Below are 19,332 nucleotides of genomic sequence, written 5' to 3'. Positions count from 1 at the left end.
GGAGGGCAAGGGCAGCACAGTGGTGGGGGGTCGGGATGCGGACGTCGGCACCGCCCCCGGTGTACGGCACCGACGCCCCGCAACGCCGCCTTGCGAGAAGCACGTTAGCCCTGCTGAACAGCGGATTTACGGCCCGAAGGCCGATGCGGAGGATCTTTAGGGCGCGCTTAAGGGACCGCTAAGCAGGGGCACAGGAAGGCGGGGAGGAAACGGGCATCGCTCCCCCGGCCAACGGGCCTTGCCGTCACCAAGGTGGGGGCAACCACAGGGAGCTCCCCGGGCCACGGTCCACCCCGGGGCCCGCACCCCCAGCCAAGGCGCCCCGGGAGTCGTCCCCCACCTCAGTAGTCGTCCGCAGTGGAGAACGCGGACGGGTCGCCGAGGTCGGCGGCGAGTGTGCTCAGTTCGTTGGCCGCTGCGCTCACGGGGACGGCGCGGAGCGACAGTTCGGCCCAGATGATCTTTCCCTGGGCGGTGTAGCGGGTGCCCCACCGCTGGGCGTACCGGGCGATGAGGAACAGCCCCCGGCCGCCCTCGTCGGTGGTCCGCGCATGGCGGAGGTGCGGCGAGGTGCTGCTGGCGTCGGACACCTCGCAGATCAGCGCCCGCGCCCGGATCATCCGCAGACCGATCGGTCCGGAGGCGTGCCGGATGGCATTGGTGACCAGCTCGCTGACGATCAGTTCGGTGGAGAAGCCGAGGTCCGCCAGGTCCCACTCCGCCAGCCGGGTGGACGCCGCCCGGCGGGCCTCGCCGACCGCTGACGGATCGGCGGGGATCTCCCAAGTGGCCAGCTGCGTATGGGGCAGGGCCCGGGTACGTGCCAGCAGCAGCGCCACATCGTCGACCGGCTGGGCGCCCGGCAGACCGCCGACCACCGTGTCGCAGAGGCTCTCCAGCGGCGCCTGCGGATCGGCCAGGGCGGTGCGCAGCCGGGCGATCCCCCCGTCGAGGTCGAGGGCCTTCCCCATCAGCAGCCCGTTGGTGTAGAGAGCCAGCAAACTCCCCTCCGGCAAGGGCACTTCGACGGATTCGAAGGGCATCCCGCCCAGCCCCAGCGGCGGGCCGGTCGGCAGCTCCAGCAGCTCGGCGGCGCCGGCCGGGCTCACCAGCAGCGGCGCGGGGTGACCGGCGCGGGCCAGCGTGCAACTACAGGCGACCGGGTCGTAGACCGCGTACAGGCAGGTGGCGCCGACGACCCCGTTGTCGGCGGTGTCGGGGTTCGTGTCGTCGGCTACCCGGTTGACCATGTCGTCGAGGTGCGCCAGCACCTCTTCCGGGGACAGCGGCAGGTCGGCGAGCGCCTGGACGGCGGCGCGCAGCCGGCCCATCGTGGCCGCGGCGTGCACCCCGTGGCCGACCACATCGCCGACCACCAGCGCGACCCGGGCTCCGGACAGCGGGATCACGTCGAACCAGTCGCCGCCGACGCCGCTGAGCGAGTCGGCCGGCAGATAGCGGTAGGCCGCGTCCACCGCGCACTGGTCGGGCAGATCGCGCGGCAGCAGGCTGTGCTGGAGGGTGAGGGCCGCGGTGTGCTCCCGGGTGTAGCGGCGGGCGTTGTCGATGGCCATCGCGGCGCGGGTGACGAATTCCTCGGCGAGCACCAGGTCGTCGGGCTGGAACGGTCCGGTGTGCTGCCAGCGGGCGAACGCGGCCGCGCCCAGGAAGACCCCCCGCGCCCGCAGCGGCACCACCATCAGCGAGTGGAAGCCGAGCCCCCGCAGGTGCGCGGCGTGCACCGGGTCCTCGGCCGCCCACTCGCCGTCGGCGAGATCCAGCGTCTGCAGCAGGGTGGAGTGGCCTTCGGTGAGACTCAGCACCACGGGCGCCGACGGCGGGTAGGAGGCCCGGTCCCCGACGGCGACCTCCGCCTCCGGGCAGCCCTCGCGTACGGACTGCTGTCCCGCCCGGCGCATGGTGAACAGCGCCGTGGCGTCGACCGGGCCGGCGCTCGGCTCCTCCCCGCTGAGCAGCGCGTCGAGCAGGTCGACGGTGACGAAGTCGGCGAGATCGGGCACCGCCGCATCGGACAGCTCCTGTGCGGTGTGCCAGACGTCCAGCGAACTGCCGATGCGTTCCCCGGCCCGGTTCAACAGCGTCATCCGCTGCCGGGACCGGTAACTGTCCGTGACGTCGAGGACCATGTAGCAGACACCGAGCACCTGGCCGGAACCGTCCTCCAGGCGGAAGAACGACGTGGAGTAGGCGTGCTCCCGCTGCGGATCGGACTGCGGACGCCCCAGGTATTCGTAGCCGACCGAGGGGACGCCGGTGCGCAGCACCCGGCGCATCTCGGCCTCGATGGCCTCCACGGCCAGGCTCGGCTGTACGTCCCCCAGGCGCTTGCCGAGGCGGTCCTCGCGCCGGACCCCGCCCATCCGCTCCAGGGCGTCGTTCATCCACACGAACCGCAGATCGGCGTTCACCATGGCCACACCGATCGGCGACATGCCCAAGATCCCCTCCAGGAACGACCGGCTCGCTCCCGACCAGGGCGTCTGTGCCATCTCGGCGGCGAGCACCAGCCGCGCGGAGCGCTGTTCGGCGTCCAGCACCGGCAGCACGCGGAACTCCAGGTCGAGGCGGTGCCCGTCCTTGTGCCGTACGGCCTCCAGCCCGCTCCAGCCGTCCGCCGCCGCCAGCCGGGCCTGCCACCTGGTGTCCTGCGCCGACCGGGGATCCACTCCGGTGAAGAGGTCCGCCAGCGGCCTGCCGACGGCCTCGGACACCGTATAGCCGAGCAGCCGCTCGGCCCCCTCGGTCCAGCCCTGCGCCACCCCCGCGCGATCCGCCATCACCACGGCCGGCCGCGTGAGGTCGAAGACGCCGCCTCCGGAGAGACCGCTGCTCTGGGGCACGCTCATGTGACCGGTCCAATGCCGGTACCACCTGCGACGGACGCCCTGTTGCGGACGGCATCGCCGCACCGTACCGGCCTTTTCCACGGTACTCCCTCACCCTCGCCGGTGCCCTTCCCGGCGCCGCGCTCCGGCCCGCCCGGCTTGCCCGCGCACCGCGTCCGACCGGCGTTGTCAGTGGTCGCTGCCACCATCGGCACATGAGCACCGACGCACCTGCCGACCCGTCCCGCCGGCCCTTCGCCGGATCCGCCAACCCCCGTGCCGGCCGCGGGGAATCGCCCCTGCCGACCGCGGCCGCCGCCTACTGGGAAGCGGCCGCCGCCTCGTTCGACGAGGAGCCCGACCACGGCCTGCGGGACCCCGCCGTCCGCGCCGCCTGGGCCGTCCGGCTGCGCGGCTGGCTGCCGTCCGGGCCCGCCGCCGTCCTCGATCTGGGCTGCGGTACGGGAAGCCTGGCCCTGCTCGCCGCCGAACAGGGGCATCGCGTCACGGGCATCGACCGCTCACCGCGCATGATCGCCCGGGCGCGCGCCAAGCTCGCCGGCCGGGAGGCGGCCTTCCTGGTCGGTGACGCCGCCGAACCACCCGTGGGGGAGCGGCGGTTCGATGCCGTCCTGGTGCGTCATGTCCTGTGGGCGCTGCCCGACGCCCGGGCCGCGCTGCGCCGCTGGGCCGGTCTGCTCGCTCCCGGGGGCCGGCTGGTGCTGGTGGAGGGCCGCTGGGGCGAGGCCGAACCCATAGGGGTGTCGGCCGCCGAACTCACCTCCCTCGTGGAGCCGTTGGCGGCGTGGACGCGGGTGGAGAGCCTGGTGGACGATCCGGCGCTGTGGGGCAAGGAGGTGACCGATGAGCGCTATGTGCTGCTCGCCGAAGTCCCGGGCCGGGACGGCGCCGTGGCCGATGCCCCTCTCGCGTCGCCGAGCGGGTGAGGCCTCGGCTGCGGGCGGTGCCTCAGTCCCGCCGCAGCTCGCGTACGTAGCGCCACTCCCCGGCGCACGGCCGGTAGCCGAAGGCCTGGTTGACGGCGAGCATCGGGGCGTTGGCGGCGTCGTTGCCGGTGACCGCCTCGGTGTAGCCGGCGTCGCGGGCACGGTGGAGGGAGGCGGTCTTGGCCAGCCGGGCCAGGCCCCGGCCGCGGAAGGCGCGACGGGTGCCGGTCATCGCGGAGGAGTAGCGGGTACGGCCGTCGGTGGCCGCCAGGGTGAAGGAGGCGATCTCGCCGTCGACGGTCACCACCGAGGTGAGGTCCAGGTCGAGATGGGGGTGCTCCCAGGTGCGCAGCAGCCAGTCCTCGTAGGCGAGGGCGTCGGCGGGGACATCGCCCGGCTCGTCCGCGGCGGCTTCGGCGTCCGCCTCGTACAGCCGGCGCGGCTCGGCCTCGAAGTCCGCGCCGGTGTGCAGCCGGACACCGGGTGGCAGGGCGGCCGGGAGCGGCGGCAGTGCGGCAGCGGTGAGGTCGAGCCGGAGGAAGCGGGCCTGCCGGGTGCGGCGGTAGCCGTGGTGTTCCGCGAAGGCCGGTGCGCCGGTCCCGTCCACCGCCCAGGCGTACAGCCGGGTCGCGCCGGCCGCGGCGAGATGGTCCTCGGCCGCGGTCAGCAGGGCGTGGCCCGCGCCGCGGCCGCGGTGGTCCGGGTGGACCTGAGGGGTGGCCGCGGCCTGGCCCGGAACGCCGGCGTCGTGCAGCAGGACGGCCCGGATCGCGCCGACGACCCTGCCGTCCAGCTCGGCGACGAACAGCCGCAGACGCTGCGCCGCGGGGGCGGTGGCGACCTCCCAGGCGATGCCCTGCGGGGTGGAGAGGAGGAAGGGCAGGGCGGCCCGTCGCAGCTCGGCGACGGCCTTGGCGTCGGAGGGACGGAAGTCGCGCACGGTAGGCGTCATGACGGCGGAGAGTACGCGCCGGTGCGCGCTGGCGCCGCTCCTTTTCCGGTGGGCGGGGTGCGGTATACGTCCGCTTTTCCGCTCCGCGGCGCGTTTTTCGCCCCGCGGCGCGCGGATGGCTCGATCCGGGCGGCCCGTACGCGGTTTGTGTGGCCCATACACCTATTCGGGCGTACGGTGCGGGCACGGGCCGCCGCCGGAGCGCGGCCGCCCGTCGCTGCCACGAAGGAGGGGCCGCCTCATGTGCGGAATCACCGGATGGATCTCCTACGACAACGACCTCACCACCCAGCGCCCCACGCTGGACACGATGACCGCGACCATGGCCTGCCGCGGGCCGGACGCGGCCGGTATCTGGCTCGACACCCATGCCGCGTTCGGCCACCGCCGGCTCGCCGTCATCGACATCGACGGCGGCACCCAGCCCATGACCGTGGACCACGACGGCCGCACCCTGGTCGTCACCACCTACAGCGGCGAGGTCTACAACTACCGCGAACTGCGCGCCGAACTGACCGGGCTGGGCCACACCTTCCGCACCCAGAGCGACACCGAAGTGGTGCTGCACGCCTACCTCGAGTGGGGCGAGGCCTGCGCCGAGCGCCTCAACGGCATGTACGCCTTCGCGCTCTGGGACCCGCGCACCGAGGAATTACTGCTGATCCGCGACCGGATGGGCATCAAGCCGCTCTACTACCACCCCACCCCCGACGGAGTGCTGTTCGGCTCCGAGCCCAAGGCGATCCTCGCCCACCCCACCGTACGGCCCATCGTCGACACCGAGGGCCTCGCCGAACTGATCACCTTCACCAAGACCCCCGGCCACGCCGTCTACAAGGGCATGCACGAGGTCCGCCCCGGCCATATCGTCCGGGTCGGCCGCGCCGGGACGACCGTCACCCGCTACTGGGCCCTTGAGGCCCGCGACCACACCGACGGCCTGGACACCACCGTCGCGCACATCCGCGAACTCCTCGACGACATCGTGGCCCGCCAGCTGATCGCCGATGTGCCGCTGTGCACCCTGCTCTCCGGCGGCCTGGACTCCTCCGTCATCACCGCGCTCTCCGCCAAGGCGCTGGCGGAAGCGGGCAGCGGCCCGGTCCGCTCGTTCGCCGTCGACTTCACCGGCTACACCGAGAACTTCACGCCCGATGACCTGCGCGGCACCCCCGACGGACCGTACGCCCACGCCCTGGCCGAACACGTCCGCTCCGACCACCGCGACATCGTCCTGGACACCGCCGACCTGATGGACCCCGGCCACCGCGCCGCGGTGCTCGCCGCCCGCGATCTGCCCAACGGCTTCGGCGACGGCGACACCTCCCTCTACCTGCTGTTCCAGGCCGTCCGCGAACAGTCCACGGTCGCCCTGTCCGGCGAATCCGCGGACGAGGTCTTCGGCGGCTACCGCTGGTTCCACGACCCCGCTTCCGTCCAGGCCGACACCTTCCCCTGGATAGCCGCCGGCCTCTCCGGCCGGTTCGCCGGCGGCAACGCCACCCGCGAGGCCCTGCTGGACAGGGGCCTGCTCGGCAAGCTCGACCTGCCCGGCTACGAGCAGCGCCGCTACCGCGAGGCGCTCGCCGAAGTGCCCTACCACGAGGGCGACACCGGCCATCAGCGCCGGATGCGCGAGATCAGTTATCTGCATCTGACCCGCTTCGTACAGATCCTGCTCGACCGCAAGGACCGGGCCAGCATGGCCGTCGGCCTGGAGGTCCGCGTCCCGTTCTGCGACCACCGCCTCGTCGACTACGTCTTCAACACCCCCTGGGCGATGAAGACCTTCGACGGCCGGGAGAAGTCGCTGCTGCGTGCCGCCACCCGCGACGTACTCCCCGCCCTGGTGGCCGACCGGGTCAAGAGCCCCTACCCCAGCACCCAGGACCCGCGCTACAACGAGGCGCTGCGCACCGAGCTGAGGGCGCTGTGCGCCGACCGCGACGCCCCCGTACGACCGCTGCTGGACCCCGAGGCCACCGCGCAGGCCACCGCCGACGGGGCGCGGGACGACATCCGCCCGGGCGCCGAACTCGTCCTCGGCATGAACGCCTGGCTCCGGACGACCGGCACCACCCTCGCCCTGTGACCACCCCCGCGGGACAGCACCTCCCGGCACGGCGGGCGCTCTTGGCGCACAATGGATGCGACAAACAAGCGCACCGGCGGGTCCGCGCACGGCACGCCTCCCGGTACGACCCCGGGCAGCCGCGTCGTCGCCCACCCGCCCCACCACCAGCAACAGGAGCGCCCCCGTGTCCCCGCAGACCTTGTCCCTCACCATCGATCCGGCGGCGTCCGCCGCGCCGTTCGAGCAGGTACGCACCCAGATCGCGGATCAGGCCCGGGACGGCGGCCTGCCGGTCGGCTACAAACTCCCCACCGTCCGCGGCCTGGCGGAGGACCTCGGGCTGGCCGCCAACACCGTCGCCAAGGCCTACCGCGCCCTGGAGACCGACGGGGTGATCGAGACCCGCGGCCGCAACGGCAGCTTCATCGCGGCGGCCGGCGAGGCCGCCGACAAGGAGGCCGCCGCGGCCGCCGAGGCCTACGCCCGCCGTGCCCGGCGCCTCGGCCTGGACCACCGCGCCGCCCTCGCCGCCGTCGAGGACGCCCTGCGCGCCACCTACGACGCCGACGCCTGACCGCCCGGACCCCGCCGCCGCCCGAAAGGATCCGCATGCCCAGCCAGCAGGCGCTCGTCCGCCGCCCCGGCCCCCGCCTCGCCGAGGGTCTGGTCACCCATATCGACCGGCGCCCGGTCGACCCCGCGCTCGCCCTGCGCCAGTGGGAGACCTACGTACAGGTGCTGCGCGACCACGGCTGGCAGACCAGCGAGGTCGCCCCCGCCGACGACTGCCCCGACGCGGTCTTCGTCGAGGACACCCTGGTCATGTTCCGCAACGTCGCACTCCTCGCCCGCCCCGGGGCCGGCCCCCGCCGCCCCGAGGTGCCCGCCGCCCGCGCGGCGGCGGAGGCACTCGGCTGCTCCGTCAACGAGATCCGGGCCCCCGGCACCCTGGACGGCGGCGACGTCCTCAAGGTCGGCGACACCGTCTACGTCGGCCGCGGCGGCCGTACCAACGGCGAGGGGATACGCCAACTCCGCGCCGCCTTCGAGCCGTTGGGCGCGCGCGTGGTCGCCGTACCGGTGAGCCGCGTGCTGCACCTCAAGTCCGCGGTGACCGCCCTCCCGGACGGCACCGTCATCGGCTACCCGCCGCTGGTCGACGACCCCGCCCTCTTCCCCCGCTTCCTGCCCGTCCCCGAGGAATCCGGCGCCCACGTCGTCCTGCTCGGCGGCGGCAGGCTGCTGATGGCCGCCGGCGCCCCGAAGAGCGCGGAGCTCTTCACCGACCTCGGATATCAACCGGTCCTCGTGGACATCGGCGAATTCGAGAAGCTGGAGGGCTGCGTGACCTGCCTCTCGGTACGGCTGCGCGAGCTGTATGCATGAGGGGCATCACCCCGCGGCGCCTCGTGCGCCTGCCCGGACCGCACCCCCGACCGCGCCTATCGTGACGCCATGAGCAACCTCGACCTCAGACCCGCGCCCAGCCTGTGCGGTGGCACCGCCCGTACGGGCCCGGTACGCGACGTCCAGCCCGGCAAGCAGGTGCCGCTCGGCGAGAGCACCGTTGTCCGCAGACTGCTGCCGAACCTCGGCCGGCGGATGGTCGGCGCCTGGTGCTTCGTCGACCACTACGGCCCCGACGACATCGTCGGCGCGCCCGGTATGCAGGTGCCGCCGCATCCGCACATGGGTCTGCAGACCGTCAGCTGGCTGCGCCAGGGCGAGGTACTGCACCGCGACAGCCTCGGCAGCCTGCAGACCGTACGGCCCCGGGAACTGGGCCTGATGACCTCGGGCCGGGCCATCGCGCACTCCGAGGAGTCCCCGCACGGCCACGGCCCGTTCCTGCACGGCGCCCAGCTGTGGGTCGCCCTCCCCGGCGAACACCGCGACACCGCCCCCGCCTTCGAGCACCACACCGACCTGCCGGTGATCGACGGCGGCGGGCTGTCCGCCACCGTCCTCCTCGGCGAACTGGACGGCGCCGCTTCGCCCGGCACCACGTACTCCCCGCTGGTCGGCGCCGACCTCACGCTCGCCGCCGGCACGGACACCCGGCTGCCCGTCGACCCCGACTTCGAGTACGCGGCGCTGACCATCGCCGGCGAGAGCGAGGTCGACGGCGTCCGCCTGAGCCCCGGCGCCCTCCTCTACCTCGGCTGCGGCCGCAGCGAGTTGCCGCTGCGCTCCGACGCCGACAGCAGCCTGATGCTGCTCGGCGGCGAACCGTTCGAGGAGCAGATCGTGATGTGGTGGAACTTCGTGGGGCGGTCACAGGAGGACATCGAAGAGGCCCGGTCGGCCTGGATGTCCGGCTCCCGCTTCGGCGAGGTGACGGGCTACGACGGTGACCGGCTGCCGGCTCCTGCACTGCCGCCGGTTCCGCTGAAACCTCGGGGGCGGGCGCGCTGACCTGCGATGACGTCGAGGGATCGACGGAGGGTCGGCTCGGGCGACGTCAGCGGGGCAGCCAGACGGGCGCGCAGCCGGCGGCCTGTCGAGCAGCATCGGTGGACGACGCCCTCAGGCCCTCGGCACCGACTGCCTTTCGTTGATCCGGCGGTAAATCCGTTCCGGCGTCAGGGGCAGGGCGCGGTAGCGGACGCCCGTGGCGTCGTGCAGCGCATTCGCCAACGCGGGGGCCACCGGGTTGATACAGCATTCCGCGATCCCCTTCGACCGCAGCGGCCCCACCGAATCCGTCGAGTCCACCAGGAGCACGTCGGTGCGGGGAATATCGGCGTAGCCGGGGATGCGGTAGTTGCGGAAGTTCGGGTTGACCATGACGCCGTTCTCGTCGACGTGGAAATTCTCGGTCAGCGTGAAGCCGATTCCCTGGGCGACACCGCCTTCCACCTGTCCCCGGACCTGCCCGGGGTTGATGATCACGGCGGCGTCGGTCGCCTGGACGCTGTAAAGGATACGGATCTCACCCGTCACCCGATGGACGGCGATGCGGAACCCCTGCGCATTGGAGGTGATGCTCCGGGGCGAGCCGTAGGCCTTGCGGGCGGCGGTGAAGCGGATCCCGCGGGCTCGCGCCGACGCGACGAGCTCGGCCAACGACACGCGCTGGTCGCCGCAGACGACACCCTCGTCGTCCATCGAGCACATCACGAGATGGACGCCCGTATGAGCGGCGGCAAATTCGAGGATGCGGTCGCGCACGGCGTTGGCCGCGCGGAGTACCGCGTTGCCCGCCACGAAAAGACCCGCACTCGCAAAGGCGCCGGTGTCGAATCCCGTGCGGTCGGTGTCCGATTGCACCAGACGAATCCGTGACGGCGTCGTGCCCAGCTGGTTGGCTGCGAGCTGGACGTGCGCGGTCGACGTACCCTCGCCGAATTCGACGGTGCCGACGGCCAATTCGTAGAGGAGGTCGTCGCCGAGCGTGACCCAAGCCTCGGAGAGGTGTTCGGTCGGCGGTGCGGTCTCGTGCAGAGAACTCGCGACGCCGGCCCCGACGAGCCACTCCGGGCCGGGGGAGGGCTCATCGGCGCTGCGCGCCATGGCGTCATCCACCAGGTCGATGCACTTCGCGAGTCCGTCCTCGGTGAACACCACGTCGTCGGGGCCGACCTCCATGGAGACGAGCGGATCGCCCGGTCGCACGATATTGCGTCGCCGCAGTTCGAGCGGATCGAGGTGCAGGGCGCGGGCGAGTTCGTCCATCGCCGATTCCACGGCGAACGCCGGTTGCGTCATCCCGTAACCGCGCAATGCCCCGCTCGGAACGGTGTTCGTGTAGACGGAGAATGCGTCGTACTTCTTGTTGGGGCAGCGGTAGAGCATGACGGCGGCGCCGCCTGCATACAGCGTTTCGCCGCCGTGGTTGCCGTAGGCGCCCGTATTCGACACATTGCGGACCTGGAACGCCGTGAGCGTGCCGTCGGCCTTCGCCCCGAGTTTCACCGTCAACGCCATCGGATGCCGTGGCGAGGCCGTGGTGAACTCCTCCTCGCGGGTGAATTCGAAGCAGACCGGCCGCCCGGTGTCCAGGGTGGCGAGCGCGGCCAGATCCTCCGTGATCACTTCCTGCTTGCCGCCGAAACCGCCGCCCACGCGCTTGCAGAACACCCGGAGCTGGTCGGGCCGCAGCGCGAACAGATAGGAGAGTTTGACCTTCGCGATCGACGGCGACTGCGAACTGGTGCGGACGTGCAGACGACCGTCCTCCATCCAGGCGATCGAGCCGTGGGTCTCCAGATGCGCGTGCTGCACGCGCGGTGAGAAGTACGTGCCTTCGTGGACCACGTCGGCTTCGGCGAACCCGGCGTCGGTATCGCCGATATGGGAATGGATTTCGAGCAGGATGTTGCGCACCGGATCGCGGACGAAGGGATCGTCCGAGCCGTGCAGCTGCGGCGAATGCTCGGTCATCGCCTCTTCGGGGTCGAATACCGCCGGCAGCACCTCGTACTCCACGTCGACCTTTCGGCAGCCCTCTTCTGCCGCCCTGGGCGTGTCGGCCAGGACCGCCACGACGCGTTGACCGACGAAGCGGACCGTGCGGTCGAGGATGTAGGTGTCGTCCGGATCGACGAGATGGTCGGTGTGGATCGCCGTGGTGAAGCGTCTGCGCGGCACATCTTCCCAGGTGTAGACCCGATGCACGCCGGGAACGGCGAGTGCCGCGGTCTTGTCGATCGACCGGATCCGGGCGTGCGCGTGGGGCGAGTGCAGCACCTTGAGGTGCAGCATGCCCGGCATGTCGGTGTCCATCGTGAATTCGGCGCGACCGGTTACCACGTCATTGGCTGCCGGCGGGCCGACGCTCGTCCCGACGGCCTTTCCCGGCACGGCCGTCTCCACGCCGACGACGCCCTTCACGGCATCCTCGATCCCTCGATAGCCGGTGCAGCGGCAGAGGTTGCCTTTCAACGCCTGTGGCAGGTCCTCTTTCTGGGCCTCGGTGAACGTCGTCGACGTCATGATCATCCCTGCGGTGCAGAAACCGCATTGAAACCCCGGGGCGTCGCGGAACTGCCGCTGCATCGGATGCAGATTGCCGGGTGATCCGAGACCCTCGATCGTCGTCACCTCATGACCCTCCGCGCGAAACGCAGGGGTGATGCAGCTGTGTACCGGATCGCCGTCCAGCCACACCGTGCAGGCGCCGCAGTCGCCCGCGTCGCACCCCTTTTTGACGCCGAAGTGGCCGAGTGAGCGGAGAAACGTGCGCAGACACTGGCCGGGGTCTGGTTCGTCGTCGAAGCGCTGACCGTTCACGAGGTAGGTCATGCCGGGCCCCCAGCCTTGAGTTCGCGGCGGATCTCTTCGGCGAAGTGCTTCGTCAGGTGGCGACGGTGGTCGGGGGTCCCGTTGGGATCTGCGAACCAGACATCGGCGGGGATGGCGTCGATGCTCTGCTGCAGCGTCCGGGCATCGGGCATGGTGTCGAAGGCGAAGCGCACCGGCCGAGTGGTGCCGGCGGTGACGGTGAGCAACAGATCGCCCGTACCCGGAGTATGAGTGCCGATCAGGAAGACCGTCGAACGGCCGAGGTGGGTCAGTGTGAAGCGGCGGTGCGCGGTACGTTTCCGCAGGGCGCGCGCCGGAATGTCGATGCGCCGCAAAATTTCCCCGGGAGCAAGCACGTTCTGATTGTTGCCGGTCACGAAGTCGAGGGCCTCGACGATACGCACGGACCCGTCAGGAGCCCACAGTTCGTACGTCGCCTCAAGGGCGACCGTCAGCGTGATCATTGGGCCGGCAGGCAACGACATGCAGATATTTCCGCCGACGGTCGCCGAGTTCCAGACCTTGAACGAGGCCAGGAATGCCTCGCAGCTCGTCGTGAAAAGGGTGCCCGCGATCCAATCCGCCGGCACCGGAAAGGCATACAGGTCGTGGATGGTGCAGGTGGCGCCGATTTCGAGACCGGTGTCGCTCGGGACGAGGGGATTCCAATGCAGCGCCGTCAGGTCGATCAGGCGGCGCAGGTGTGGCTGCTCCGCGGAGAACAGCCACGTTCCGCCGGCGAGCCAGGCATCGCCTTCGCGCCAGTCCAGGCCCGGCCGATCGGCCGGTCGCCGGACGACTTCGGTGATGGTGTTGAGGTCCATGGGATCTGATCTCCCTGGCGACGACAATCGTGCGACGGACCGCCTACCGAACTCGACCCACCAGTGCGCGGCGCTCGCGTTCGCGGCAAGGCCGACATTTCCCCGATCTTGTTATTATGGCAGACGGGGCTGCGAACTTCCGGCCCTGAAAATTCGGCGCTGAACTTCCAGCGCTGAAGATCCGACCCTGAAGATCCGGCGCCGATGGGTGGCTCCGGCGCTGAAGATTCGGCCCTGAAAATTCGGCACCGAACATTTGGCTCAGTGCATTCGCCGAATGGCACCGGGTCACCAAGCGCTGGTCACCAAGACCACTGGGGACGGGACAACCTAGGGCCTTTCCGACCCTGACCCGTCGGACAGGCCCTAGCGACGGAGCGGCGCCTCAGATCGGGTCGTCCATCGAAAGGCGCCGCACGCCGGGAAGGTGCTCGTCGAGTTCGCCGGGTTCGAACCGGCACATGCCCACCACATGCCAGAACTCGCCCGCGATGTCACCCTCGTACTTGTAGCCGCCCGATGGAGTCAGCGCGGCCCAGCCCCCCGGCACGCCGATCAGCGTGGCCCGCGGGGTCGGCGCGCCGTCGGCCGGGACGTTCCAGAGCCGGACCGTGCCGTCCTCGCCGCCGCTGGCCAGCAGCGAGCCGTCCGGGCTGAAGGCGACGGTGAGGATGCGGCTGGTGTGGCCGGTCAGCCGGGCCGCCTCACTTCCGTCCAGCGGGTTCCAGAGGCGTACGACCCGGTCGTCGCCCGCCGTGGCCAGCAGCGGCCGGCTCGGGTGGGCGGCGGCGGTCCACAGGCGGCCGACGTGGCCCCGGAGCCGGTGCTGGAGCTCGCCGTCCCGCCAGATGATGGCCTCGCCGTCCCACGACGCGCTCGCCAGCCAGGCGTCCCCGGGCCCGTACGCCACCGCATACACCCGCGCGGTGTGGCCCGCGAGTTCGGCGAGGAGGCGGCTGTCCGCGAGATCCCACAGCCGAACGAACCGGTCGTCGCAGCCGGTGGCCAGGCCCGCCCCGTCCGCGCTGAACGCGATCGACCGCACCCGGCCCCGGTGGTCGGCGAGCGTGGTCACGCGGGCCCCTGTGCTGCGGTACCACAGCGCTACGGTGTCGTCGTCGTTCGCGGTGGCGAGGATCCTGCCGTCGCGGCTGAACGCCTCGGCCCACACATGGTCGGTCTCGGCGTCGATCTCGCGCTGGTACTCACCGGTGAGGGCGTCCCAGAGGTAGATGTCGCCATCGCTGCTGGCGGTGGCGAGTTGGTGGCTGCCGGGGACGAACAGCGCCGAGACCAGGCGGTCGTGGTCGCCGGCGAACTCTCTTGTCCGACGGCCGGTCGCGGATTCCCACACCCGGGCCACGCCGTCGTTGCCGCACGCCGCCAAGTGCGTCCCGTCGGGGCTGAACGCCAGGCTGGCGACGCGCCGCCCGTGGCCGCGGAGGATCCGCCTGCCCTGGCCGGTGGAGGTGTCCCACAGCCGCACCAGGCCCTCGTTGCCGATGGTCACCAGCATCGGGTCGGTCTCCCGGGCGCCGAAACGGCTCCGCGGCCGGAACCGGCAGGCCCAGACCGACCCTTGATGGTCCGCGGGCTGCTGCCGCAGCGGGGCCACCGTCCAGCCCGCGGACCCCTGCGCCACCCGCCACAGGCGGACCGATCCGTCGCTGCCGCCCGCGGCCAGCATCGTCCCCTCGGGGTCGAACACCACCTGGTACACGTGACCGCCGCGGTCGGCCGGCGTCCCGGCGGGGGCCCCGGTCACCGGGTCCCACAGTCGTACCTGGCCGGTGGTGTCGCCGCTGGCCAGCAGCCTGCCGCCGGGGTGGAAGTCGAGGGTGTAGACCCGGCCCGTGTGGCCGGTGAGCTCGTGTTGCAGCCGCAGCTCAGCCACGTCCCAGACGCGCACCGTGCCGTGGTCGTCCTCGCCCATGTCACCGGTGGCCAGGAGGGTGCCGTCCGGGCTGAACTGTGCCCGGTACGCCGGCCCCTGATGGCCGTCGAGGGTGCCGAGGAGCCGGCCGGAGCCGGTGTCCCACAGGCGTACGGACCCGGCGGCGTCGCCGGTGACCAGGGTGCGGCCGTCGGGGCTGAACACCGCGGTGTAGACGGGCGCCGTGTGGCCGTACAGCCGGTGCAGCGGCGTCCCGGTCGCCACCTCCCACACGATGACGGTGCCCTCCGCGTCGCCGGTCGCCAGCCGCGCCCCGGCCACGTCCAGGGACACCGGCCACACCCCGTCCGGGTGCACCTCCAGCTGGTGGAGGCAGGTGCCGGCGACCGGGTCCCACAGTCGGACGGTGCCGTCCGCGCCGCCGGTGGCGAGCACCCGGTCGCGGAACTTCACCGTGTAGACCCGGCCGGTGTGCCCCTGGAGCGTGCGCACCGCGGTGCCGGTGGCGGCGTCGCACACCAGCACGCCGCCGTCCTCGCTGCCCACGGCGAGGAGTTCGCCGTCGGGGCTGTAGGAGACCGGCTCGGGAAGCCGGCTGGTGCGCATGTCGAAGCCGTACGGCACGCCGACCGCGGACGGCCGGAAGCCGGACTCGACGGGCATGCCGGGGGCGAGTGCCGCCGCCCGCAGCTCCGGTGTGTTCAGCGTGGCCTCGTCGGCGACCGCGTTGATGAGGGCGGCCCGGTGCCAGTGGCTGCCGGCCACCCGGGCGCCGCGCAGGTCGGCGCGGAGCAGCCGGGCCATCCGCAGATCGGCGCCGCGCAGGTCCGCCCCGGTGAGCTTCGCCTCGTCGAGACGGGCCCCGGCGAGGCAGGTGTCGCGCAGGACGGCACCGGAGAAGTCCGCGCCGACGAGGCCGGCGTCGGTGAGGTCGGCACGGGTGAGGTCGACGCCGGAGAAGTCGCGGTAGGAGAGGTCCTCCCCGGCGAGGAGGGCGCCCCGCAGATCCGTATGGGCCGGCACCCGGAGCCGGCTGAGGACCTTGACCGCGTTCGCCCGGGCGACCTCGTCGCTCTCCCGGGAGCCGCTCTGCGCGCTGCCCGCCCCGTCGCCCCCGTCGGCCAGGACGCGTTCGGCCCACTGCTGGCAGGTGCGGTGGTCGGCGAGGTCGCACAGGAACTCCACCGCCAGCTGGCTCAGCGGGCGGCGGGCGAGCAGGCCGCTGTCGTCGGGGGCCGCGTTCCCCAGCTGGGCGGCGGCCTCACGGGCCACCAGCCACTCGACGACGGAGCCGTGGATGAACTGGAACAGGCCGTCGTCGGTACGCAGCAGCAGACTGCCCGACCCGACGGCGTGCGCGGCCTGCGGCACGGACAGCCTGCTGTCGGCGAGGCCGGTCAGCACCTCGCCCACGTCGTTGAGTTCGTCCAGCCGCAGTGCGCTGCGGCCGCTCTCCCACAGGCGCAGCGCAAGGGTCGTCACGCCCCGCCAGAGCTGACGCTCACTCAGCCCGGGAGTGCTGCCGGGGCCGCCCTGGCCACGGCGCTCTTCGTACTGCAGCCAGGAGGTGAACACCTCCTCGTACAGCCCCGCGGGGCTCAGGGCCCGGCCGGCGCCCGCGACGGCGCGCAGCCGCTCGTGGTCGAGGTCGGCGACGAAGCTGAGCAGGCGGGGGTTGCGGCACATCGCGAGCAGGTCGGGGATGCCTTCGAGCAGCCGGAGCCGGCGGTCGGCGGCGTGCTCGTCGCCGTAGCGGTTCACCAGATAGGTGCGGATCTGCTGCGGTGAGAACTCCTGGACGGCCAGGACCCGGCGCTGCGGCAGCAGCCCGACGCGTTCCCCGAGCGCGGTCAGCACCTGGGCCTGCGACCGGAAGTGCTGGGTGCGGCTGCTGACCACGATCTTGGCGTTGTCCACCGCGGCGTCGAGCAGCATCTGCAGGTGGTCGGCGGCGCGTTCGTAGCTGACCTGGTTGACCAGTTCGTCGAAGCCGTCGAAGAGCAGGACGATGCGTCCCTGGCGGAGCATGTAGCGGAAGGCCCGCAGATCGATGGTGTCGACGCCGTGGCTCGCCAGATGGGCCGCCACCAGGCCGTCGATGGTGTGGGCCTTGTCGAGGGTGCTCAGCTCGATCAGCAGCGGGACGGTCTGGGGGAGTTCCTCGGGGAGGCGGCGGGCCAGCTCGCGCAGGGCGAAGGTCTTGCCGTGGCCGAAGTCGCCGAGGAGCAGGACGAAGCGGCCGTGGTCGGCGTCGAGCAGCCGCAGCATGTCCTGGACGAGCCCGTCGCGCTCCGCTCCGCCGGGGCGCTCGACCTCGCGGTAGCGCTGCGGCAGATAGAGACTCGGGTGGTACTGGAGATCGCTGCTGAGCCGCTCGGTCTGGCGGGTCACATAGCCGCGCAGATCCAGCAGCCCCTGGAACTCGGTGAAGCTGCGCACCCGGACGCCGCGGCGGCGGGCCCGTTCCCGCAGCTCCGGCGCGGGCGGCGGGCCGTCGTGGACGAGCTCGGCGTCGGGCACCGACTCGGACGCGTGGATGTGGTCGAGGAAACGGTCGACGAACTCCGGCTGCGGGGTGCCGGCACAGACCGCCACCCGCTGCTGCCGGACGAACCCGGATTCCGTCCAGGTGACCAGCAGTTGCGGCACGTCGCCCGGCACCCGCCGGAGCTGGGCTCCCTCGTGGCGGGTACGGCAGACCTCGGTGACCCGGGCGATCAGGGTGTCGAGCGGGTCCTCGACGGTACGGGAGACCTCCGGCCCGGGGGCCGCGGAGCCGGCGTCGGCCACCAGCGCCGAGTCGGTCCCGCCGGACGCCTCGCCACCCGGGGCGTTCGACGGTTCCTGGCCGCCGAAGACGCGCCGGCCGCCGGGCCATGCGGTCGCGAAGCGCCGCGGTTGTCCGTCGGAGCGCTCGGGCCAGCGGGTGACGCCGTCGTCGGTGATCCGGAGCAGTTGGTGCCGGGCCGGGGCGGCGGCGCCGAAGACCGGCAGCTCGCCGGCGGCGAGGGGGAGCGCGGCGGCGGTGGGCGCGGCCGACGCGGCCCGGGGGTTGCCGGCGGGCCCGTGCAGCAGGAGGTGCAGACGCGGGCCGGTGAGCCGGGCGAGGACGTCGCCGTCGCGTACCGGTGCGGCGCCGGATGCGGTGTCGGGACCGGCCCCGCGGCGCGGGCTCCGGTCCGGATCCGCTGCCGGCCCGTCGTCGGCGGCGAGCGGCCGGTCCGCCCCCACCGGGTGCCGCAGGGCACCGATCCGCAGCCACCCCTCCTGCTCGTACGGGCGCAGCGCCTGCGCGAACCAGGCGGCCTGCTCCGGCCCGAGCAGGCCGTACTGGTCGTCGGGCCGGTGGCTGTACGCCATCGAGGAGTTGAGCCCGGCGACGACCGTCCGCAGGTCGGGGATGGGGAACAGGCTCCAGGGCTGGTCGCCGTCGAAGACGACGTCGAGCCCTTGGTAGAGCTCCTGGAACAGCCGGTGGTAGTGCCGCCACTTGGGCCAGTAGGGCGGCCTGGGCTGCATCTCGTCGGCTTCGCAGGTGCTGAAGTAGGCACGGCAGGCGGCCTGGCTGACGTCCTGCCCGCCGGGTACGACGGCGAGCCGGTCCGGGTCGAGGCCGAGCCGCGACCGCAGTCCGGTCAGGAAGCTGAGGGCCTGTTCGCACTCCCGGGGACTGCCGGACGCCGTGAGGTCGCCGGTGACGACCAGGAGGTCGGGGTCGGGCGCCCCGGCATCGGCGAGTTCGACGAGGTCGCCCCAGATGGCCGCCTGCAGCGCGGCCGGTTCGGCGCCGCGGCCGAAGCACGGCCCGGCGAGGTGGAGCACCGAGACGGCTTCTCTGGACGGGCTCGACTCCGCGGCCTGCGGGTAGCGCGGCGGGACCGCCGGCCGCCGGCGCCCCGCCCAGCCCGGCTGGCCGAGCGGCCGGTCCGGGGAGGGCCCGGCCGGCCGCGGGATGCTCGGTACGGCGGTGGGGGCACCGGGCGGTCCGCCGGGGAAGCCGGGGCGCGCGGTGGGCCGGGCCCGGCCCACCAGCGCCTGGCCGACGCGGGTGAGCAGCAGGTCGCGGGCGGCCGCGGTGTCACTGACCCCCACCAGATCGACATAGGTGATGGTGGCGAGCAGACCCTCGACCGGAATGTCCTCGGTGCGGACGGTGATCAGCCTGCGCTCCGGGGCGTCGGGGTCGGCACGTAAGGCGGCCTGCCACTCCATCCGCCCGTACCGGGAGCGCTCGTAGTTCCGGGAGAGGACGGCGATGACGGCGGCGGACTCGCTGACACCGCGGTCCATGAAGTCGACGAAATTCGTGCCGGCCACGAAATCCCAGGCTTGCAGGACGGTACGGTAACCGGCCTCCTCCAGCGTCCAGGCGATCCAGGAAGCCCATCGTTCGTCGGCTGGTGAATAGCTGATGAAGAAGTCCAACAGCTGTGTTTCCCCCGTAAGTTCCTGACGCCCGACCATGACGCCATCCTAGGGAGCCGACCGTCGGCGGACACCGTGTTCGCACAAATGGTGTGCCATGCTTTGCGGGTGCGTGCCGCCATAAAA

Annotated in this window: 10 protein-coding genes; 5 read left to right on the top strand and 5 right to left on the bottom strand. The window is 72.3% G+C overall.

Going from position 1 to position 19,332, the window contains the following annotated elements; all coding sequences use genetic code 11:
- Positions 1–341: 341 nt before the first annotated feature.
- A complete protein-coding gene (locus BKA18_RS07370; protein WP_366047871.1) occupies positions 342–2,867 on the bottom strand; it encodes a SpoIIE family protein phosphatase in 2,526 nt (841 codons plus the stop codon).
- Between the two features lie 194 nt (positions 2,868–3,061).
- Here BKA18_RS07370 and BKA18_RS07365 point away from each other — a divergent pair, with 194 nt between their 5' ends.
- On the top strand, positions 3,062–3,793 hold the full coding sequence (locus tag BKA18_RS07365) for a class I SAM-dependent methyltransferase (RefSeq protein WP_366047870.1): 732 nt from the start codon (positions 3,062–3,064) through the stop codon (positions 3,791–3,793).
- Between the two features lie 22 nt (positions 3,794–3,815).
- Here BKA18_RS07365 and BKA18_RS07360 read toward each other — a convergent pair whose 3' ends face one another.
- Positions 3,816–4,745 carry a GNAT family N-acetyltransferase gene (locus BKA18_RS07360; protein WP_366047869.1) on the bottom strand — a complete coding sequence of 310 codons (930 nt, stop codon included), beginning with the start codon at positions 4,743–4,745 and terminating at the stop codon, positions 3,816–3,818.
- A gap of 241 nt (positions 4,746–4,986) precedes the next feature.
- Between BKA18_RS07360 and asnB the strand changes: the two genes are divergently transcribed.
- The 4 genes from asnB to BKA18_RS07340 all read left to right on the top strand — a co-directional run bounded on the left by asnB (position 4,987) and on the right by BKA18_RS07340 (position 9,234).
- Positions 4,987–6,837, top strand: coding sequence for an asparagine synthase (glutamine-hydrolyzing) (gene asnB, locus BKA18_RS07355; protein ID WP_366047868.1), 1,851 nt, complete (start codon positions 4,987–4,989; stop codon positions 6,835–6,837).
- A 166-nt stretch (positions 6,838–7,003) separates the two neighbouring features.
- On the top strand, positions 7,004–7,393 hold the full coding sequence (locus tag BKA18_RS07350) for a GntR family transcriptional regulator (protein ID WP_366047867.1): 390 nt from the start codon (positions 7,004–7,006) through the stop codon (positions 7,391–7,393).
- Between the two features lie 35 nt (positions 7,394–7,428).
- Positions 7,429–8,205, top strand: a complete 777-nt coding sequence (ddaH, locus tag BKA18_RS07345) for a dimethylargininase (protein WP_366047866.1) — start codon at positions 7,429–7,431, stop codon at positions 8,203–8,205.
- Positions 8,206–8,274: 69 nt separating this feature from the next.
- Positions 8,275–9,234 carry a pirin family protein gene (locus tag BKA18_RS07340; protein ID WP_366047865.1) on the top strand — a complete coding sequence of 320 codons (960 nt, stop codon included), beginning with the start codon at positions 8,275–8,277 and terminating at the stop codon, positions 9,232–9,234.
- Positions 9,235–9,345: 111 nt separating this feature from the next.
- Here BKA18_RS07340 and BKA18_RS07335 read toward each other — a convergent pair whose 3' ends face one another.
- The 3 genes from BKA18_RS07335 to BKA18_RS07325 form a co-directional block, all read right to left on the bottom strand.
- Positions 9,346–12,063, bottom strand: a complete 2,718-nt coding sequence (locus BKA18_RS07335) for a molybdopterin-dependent oxidoreductase (protein WP_366047864.1) — start codon at positions 12,061–12,063, stop codon at positions 9,346–9,348.
- Entirely contained in the window at positions 12,060–12,887 is an 828-nt protein-coding gene (locus BKA18_RS07330) for an FAD binding domain-containing protein (RefSeq protein ID WP_366047863.1), read from the bottom strand. Before BKA18_RS07330 ends, BKA18_RS07335 begins: the two co-directional genes overlap by 4 nt.
- 385 nt (positions 12,888–13,272) lie before the next feature.
- Positions 13,273–19,245 carry a WD40 domain-containing protein gene (locus BKA18_RS07325; RefSeq protein WP_366047862.1) on the bottom strand — a complete coding sequence of 1,991 codons (5,973 nt, stop codon included), beginning with the start codon at positions 19,243–19,245 and terminating at the stop codon, positions 13,273–13,275.
- Positions 19,246–19,332: the final 87 nt, after the last annotated feature.

The organism is Streptomyces auratus (assembly GCF_050433025.1).
GTDB classification, from domain to species: Bacteria; Actinomycetota; Actinomycetes; order Streptomycetales; family Streptomycetaceae; genus Streptomyces; species Streptomyces sioyaensis.
This window is presented reverse-complemented; position numbering and strand designations above follow the sequence as displayed.

Coding starts and splice junctions, on each gene's coding strand:
- BKA18_RS07360 (WP_366047869.1), bottom strand. CDS start 4,745: ATGACGCCTACCGTGCGCGACTTCCGTCCCTCCGACGCCAAGGCCGTC.
- asnB (WP_366047868.1), top strand. CDS start 4,987: ATGTGCGGAATCACCGGATGGATCTCCTACGACAACGACCTCACCACC.
- BKA18_RS07330 (WP_366047863.1), bottom strand. CDS start 12,887: ATGGACCTCAACACCATCACCGAAGTCGTCCGGCGACCGGCCGATCGG.
- BKA18_RS07370 (WP_366047871.1), bottom strand. CDS start 2,867: ATGAGCGTGCCCCAGAGCAGCGGTCTCTCCGGAGGCGGCGTCTTCGAC.
- BKA18_RS07335 (WP_366047864.1), bottom strand. CDS start 12,063: ATGACCTACCTCGTGAACGGTCAGCGCTTCGACGACGAACCAGACCCC.
- BKA18_RS07340 (WP_366047865.1), top strand. CDS start 8,275: ATGAGCAACCTCGACCTCAGACCCGCGCCCAGCCTGTGCGGTGGCACC.
- ddaH (WP_366047866.1), top strand. CDS start 7,429: ATGCCCAGCCAGCAGGCGCTCGTCCGCCGCCCCGGCCCCCGCCTCGCC.
- BKA18_RS07325 (WP_366047862.1), bottom strand. CDS start 19,245: ATGGTCGGGCGTCAGGAACTTACGGGGGAAACACAGCTGTTGGACTTC.
- BKA18_RS07365 (WP_366047870.1), top strand. CDS start 3,062: ATGAGCACCGACGCACCTGCCGACCCGTCCCGCCGGCCCTTCGCCGGA.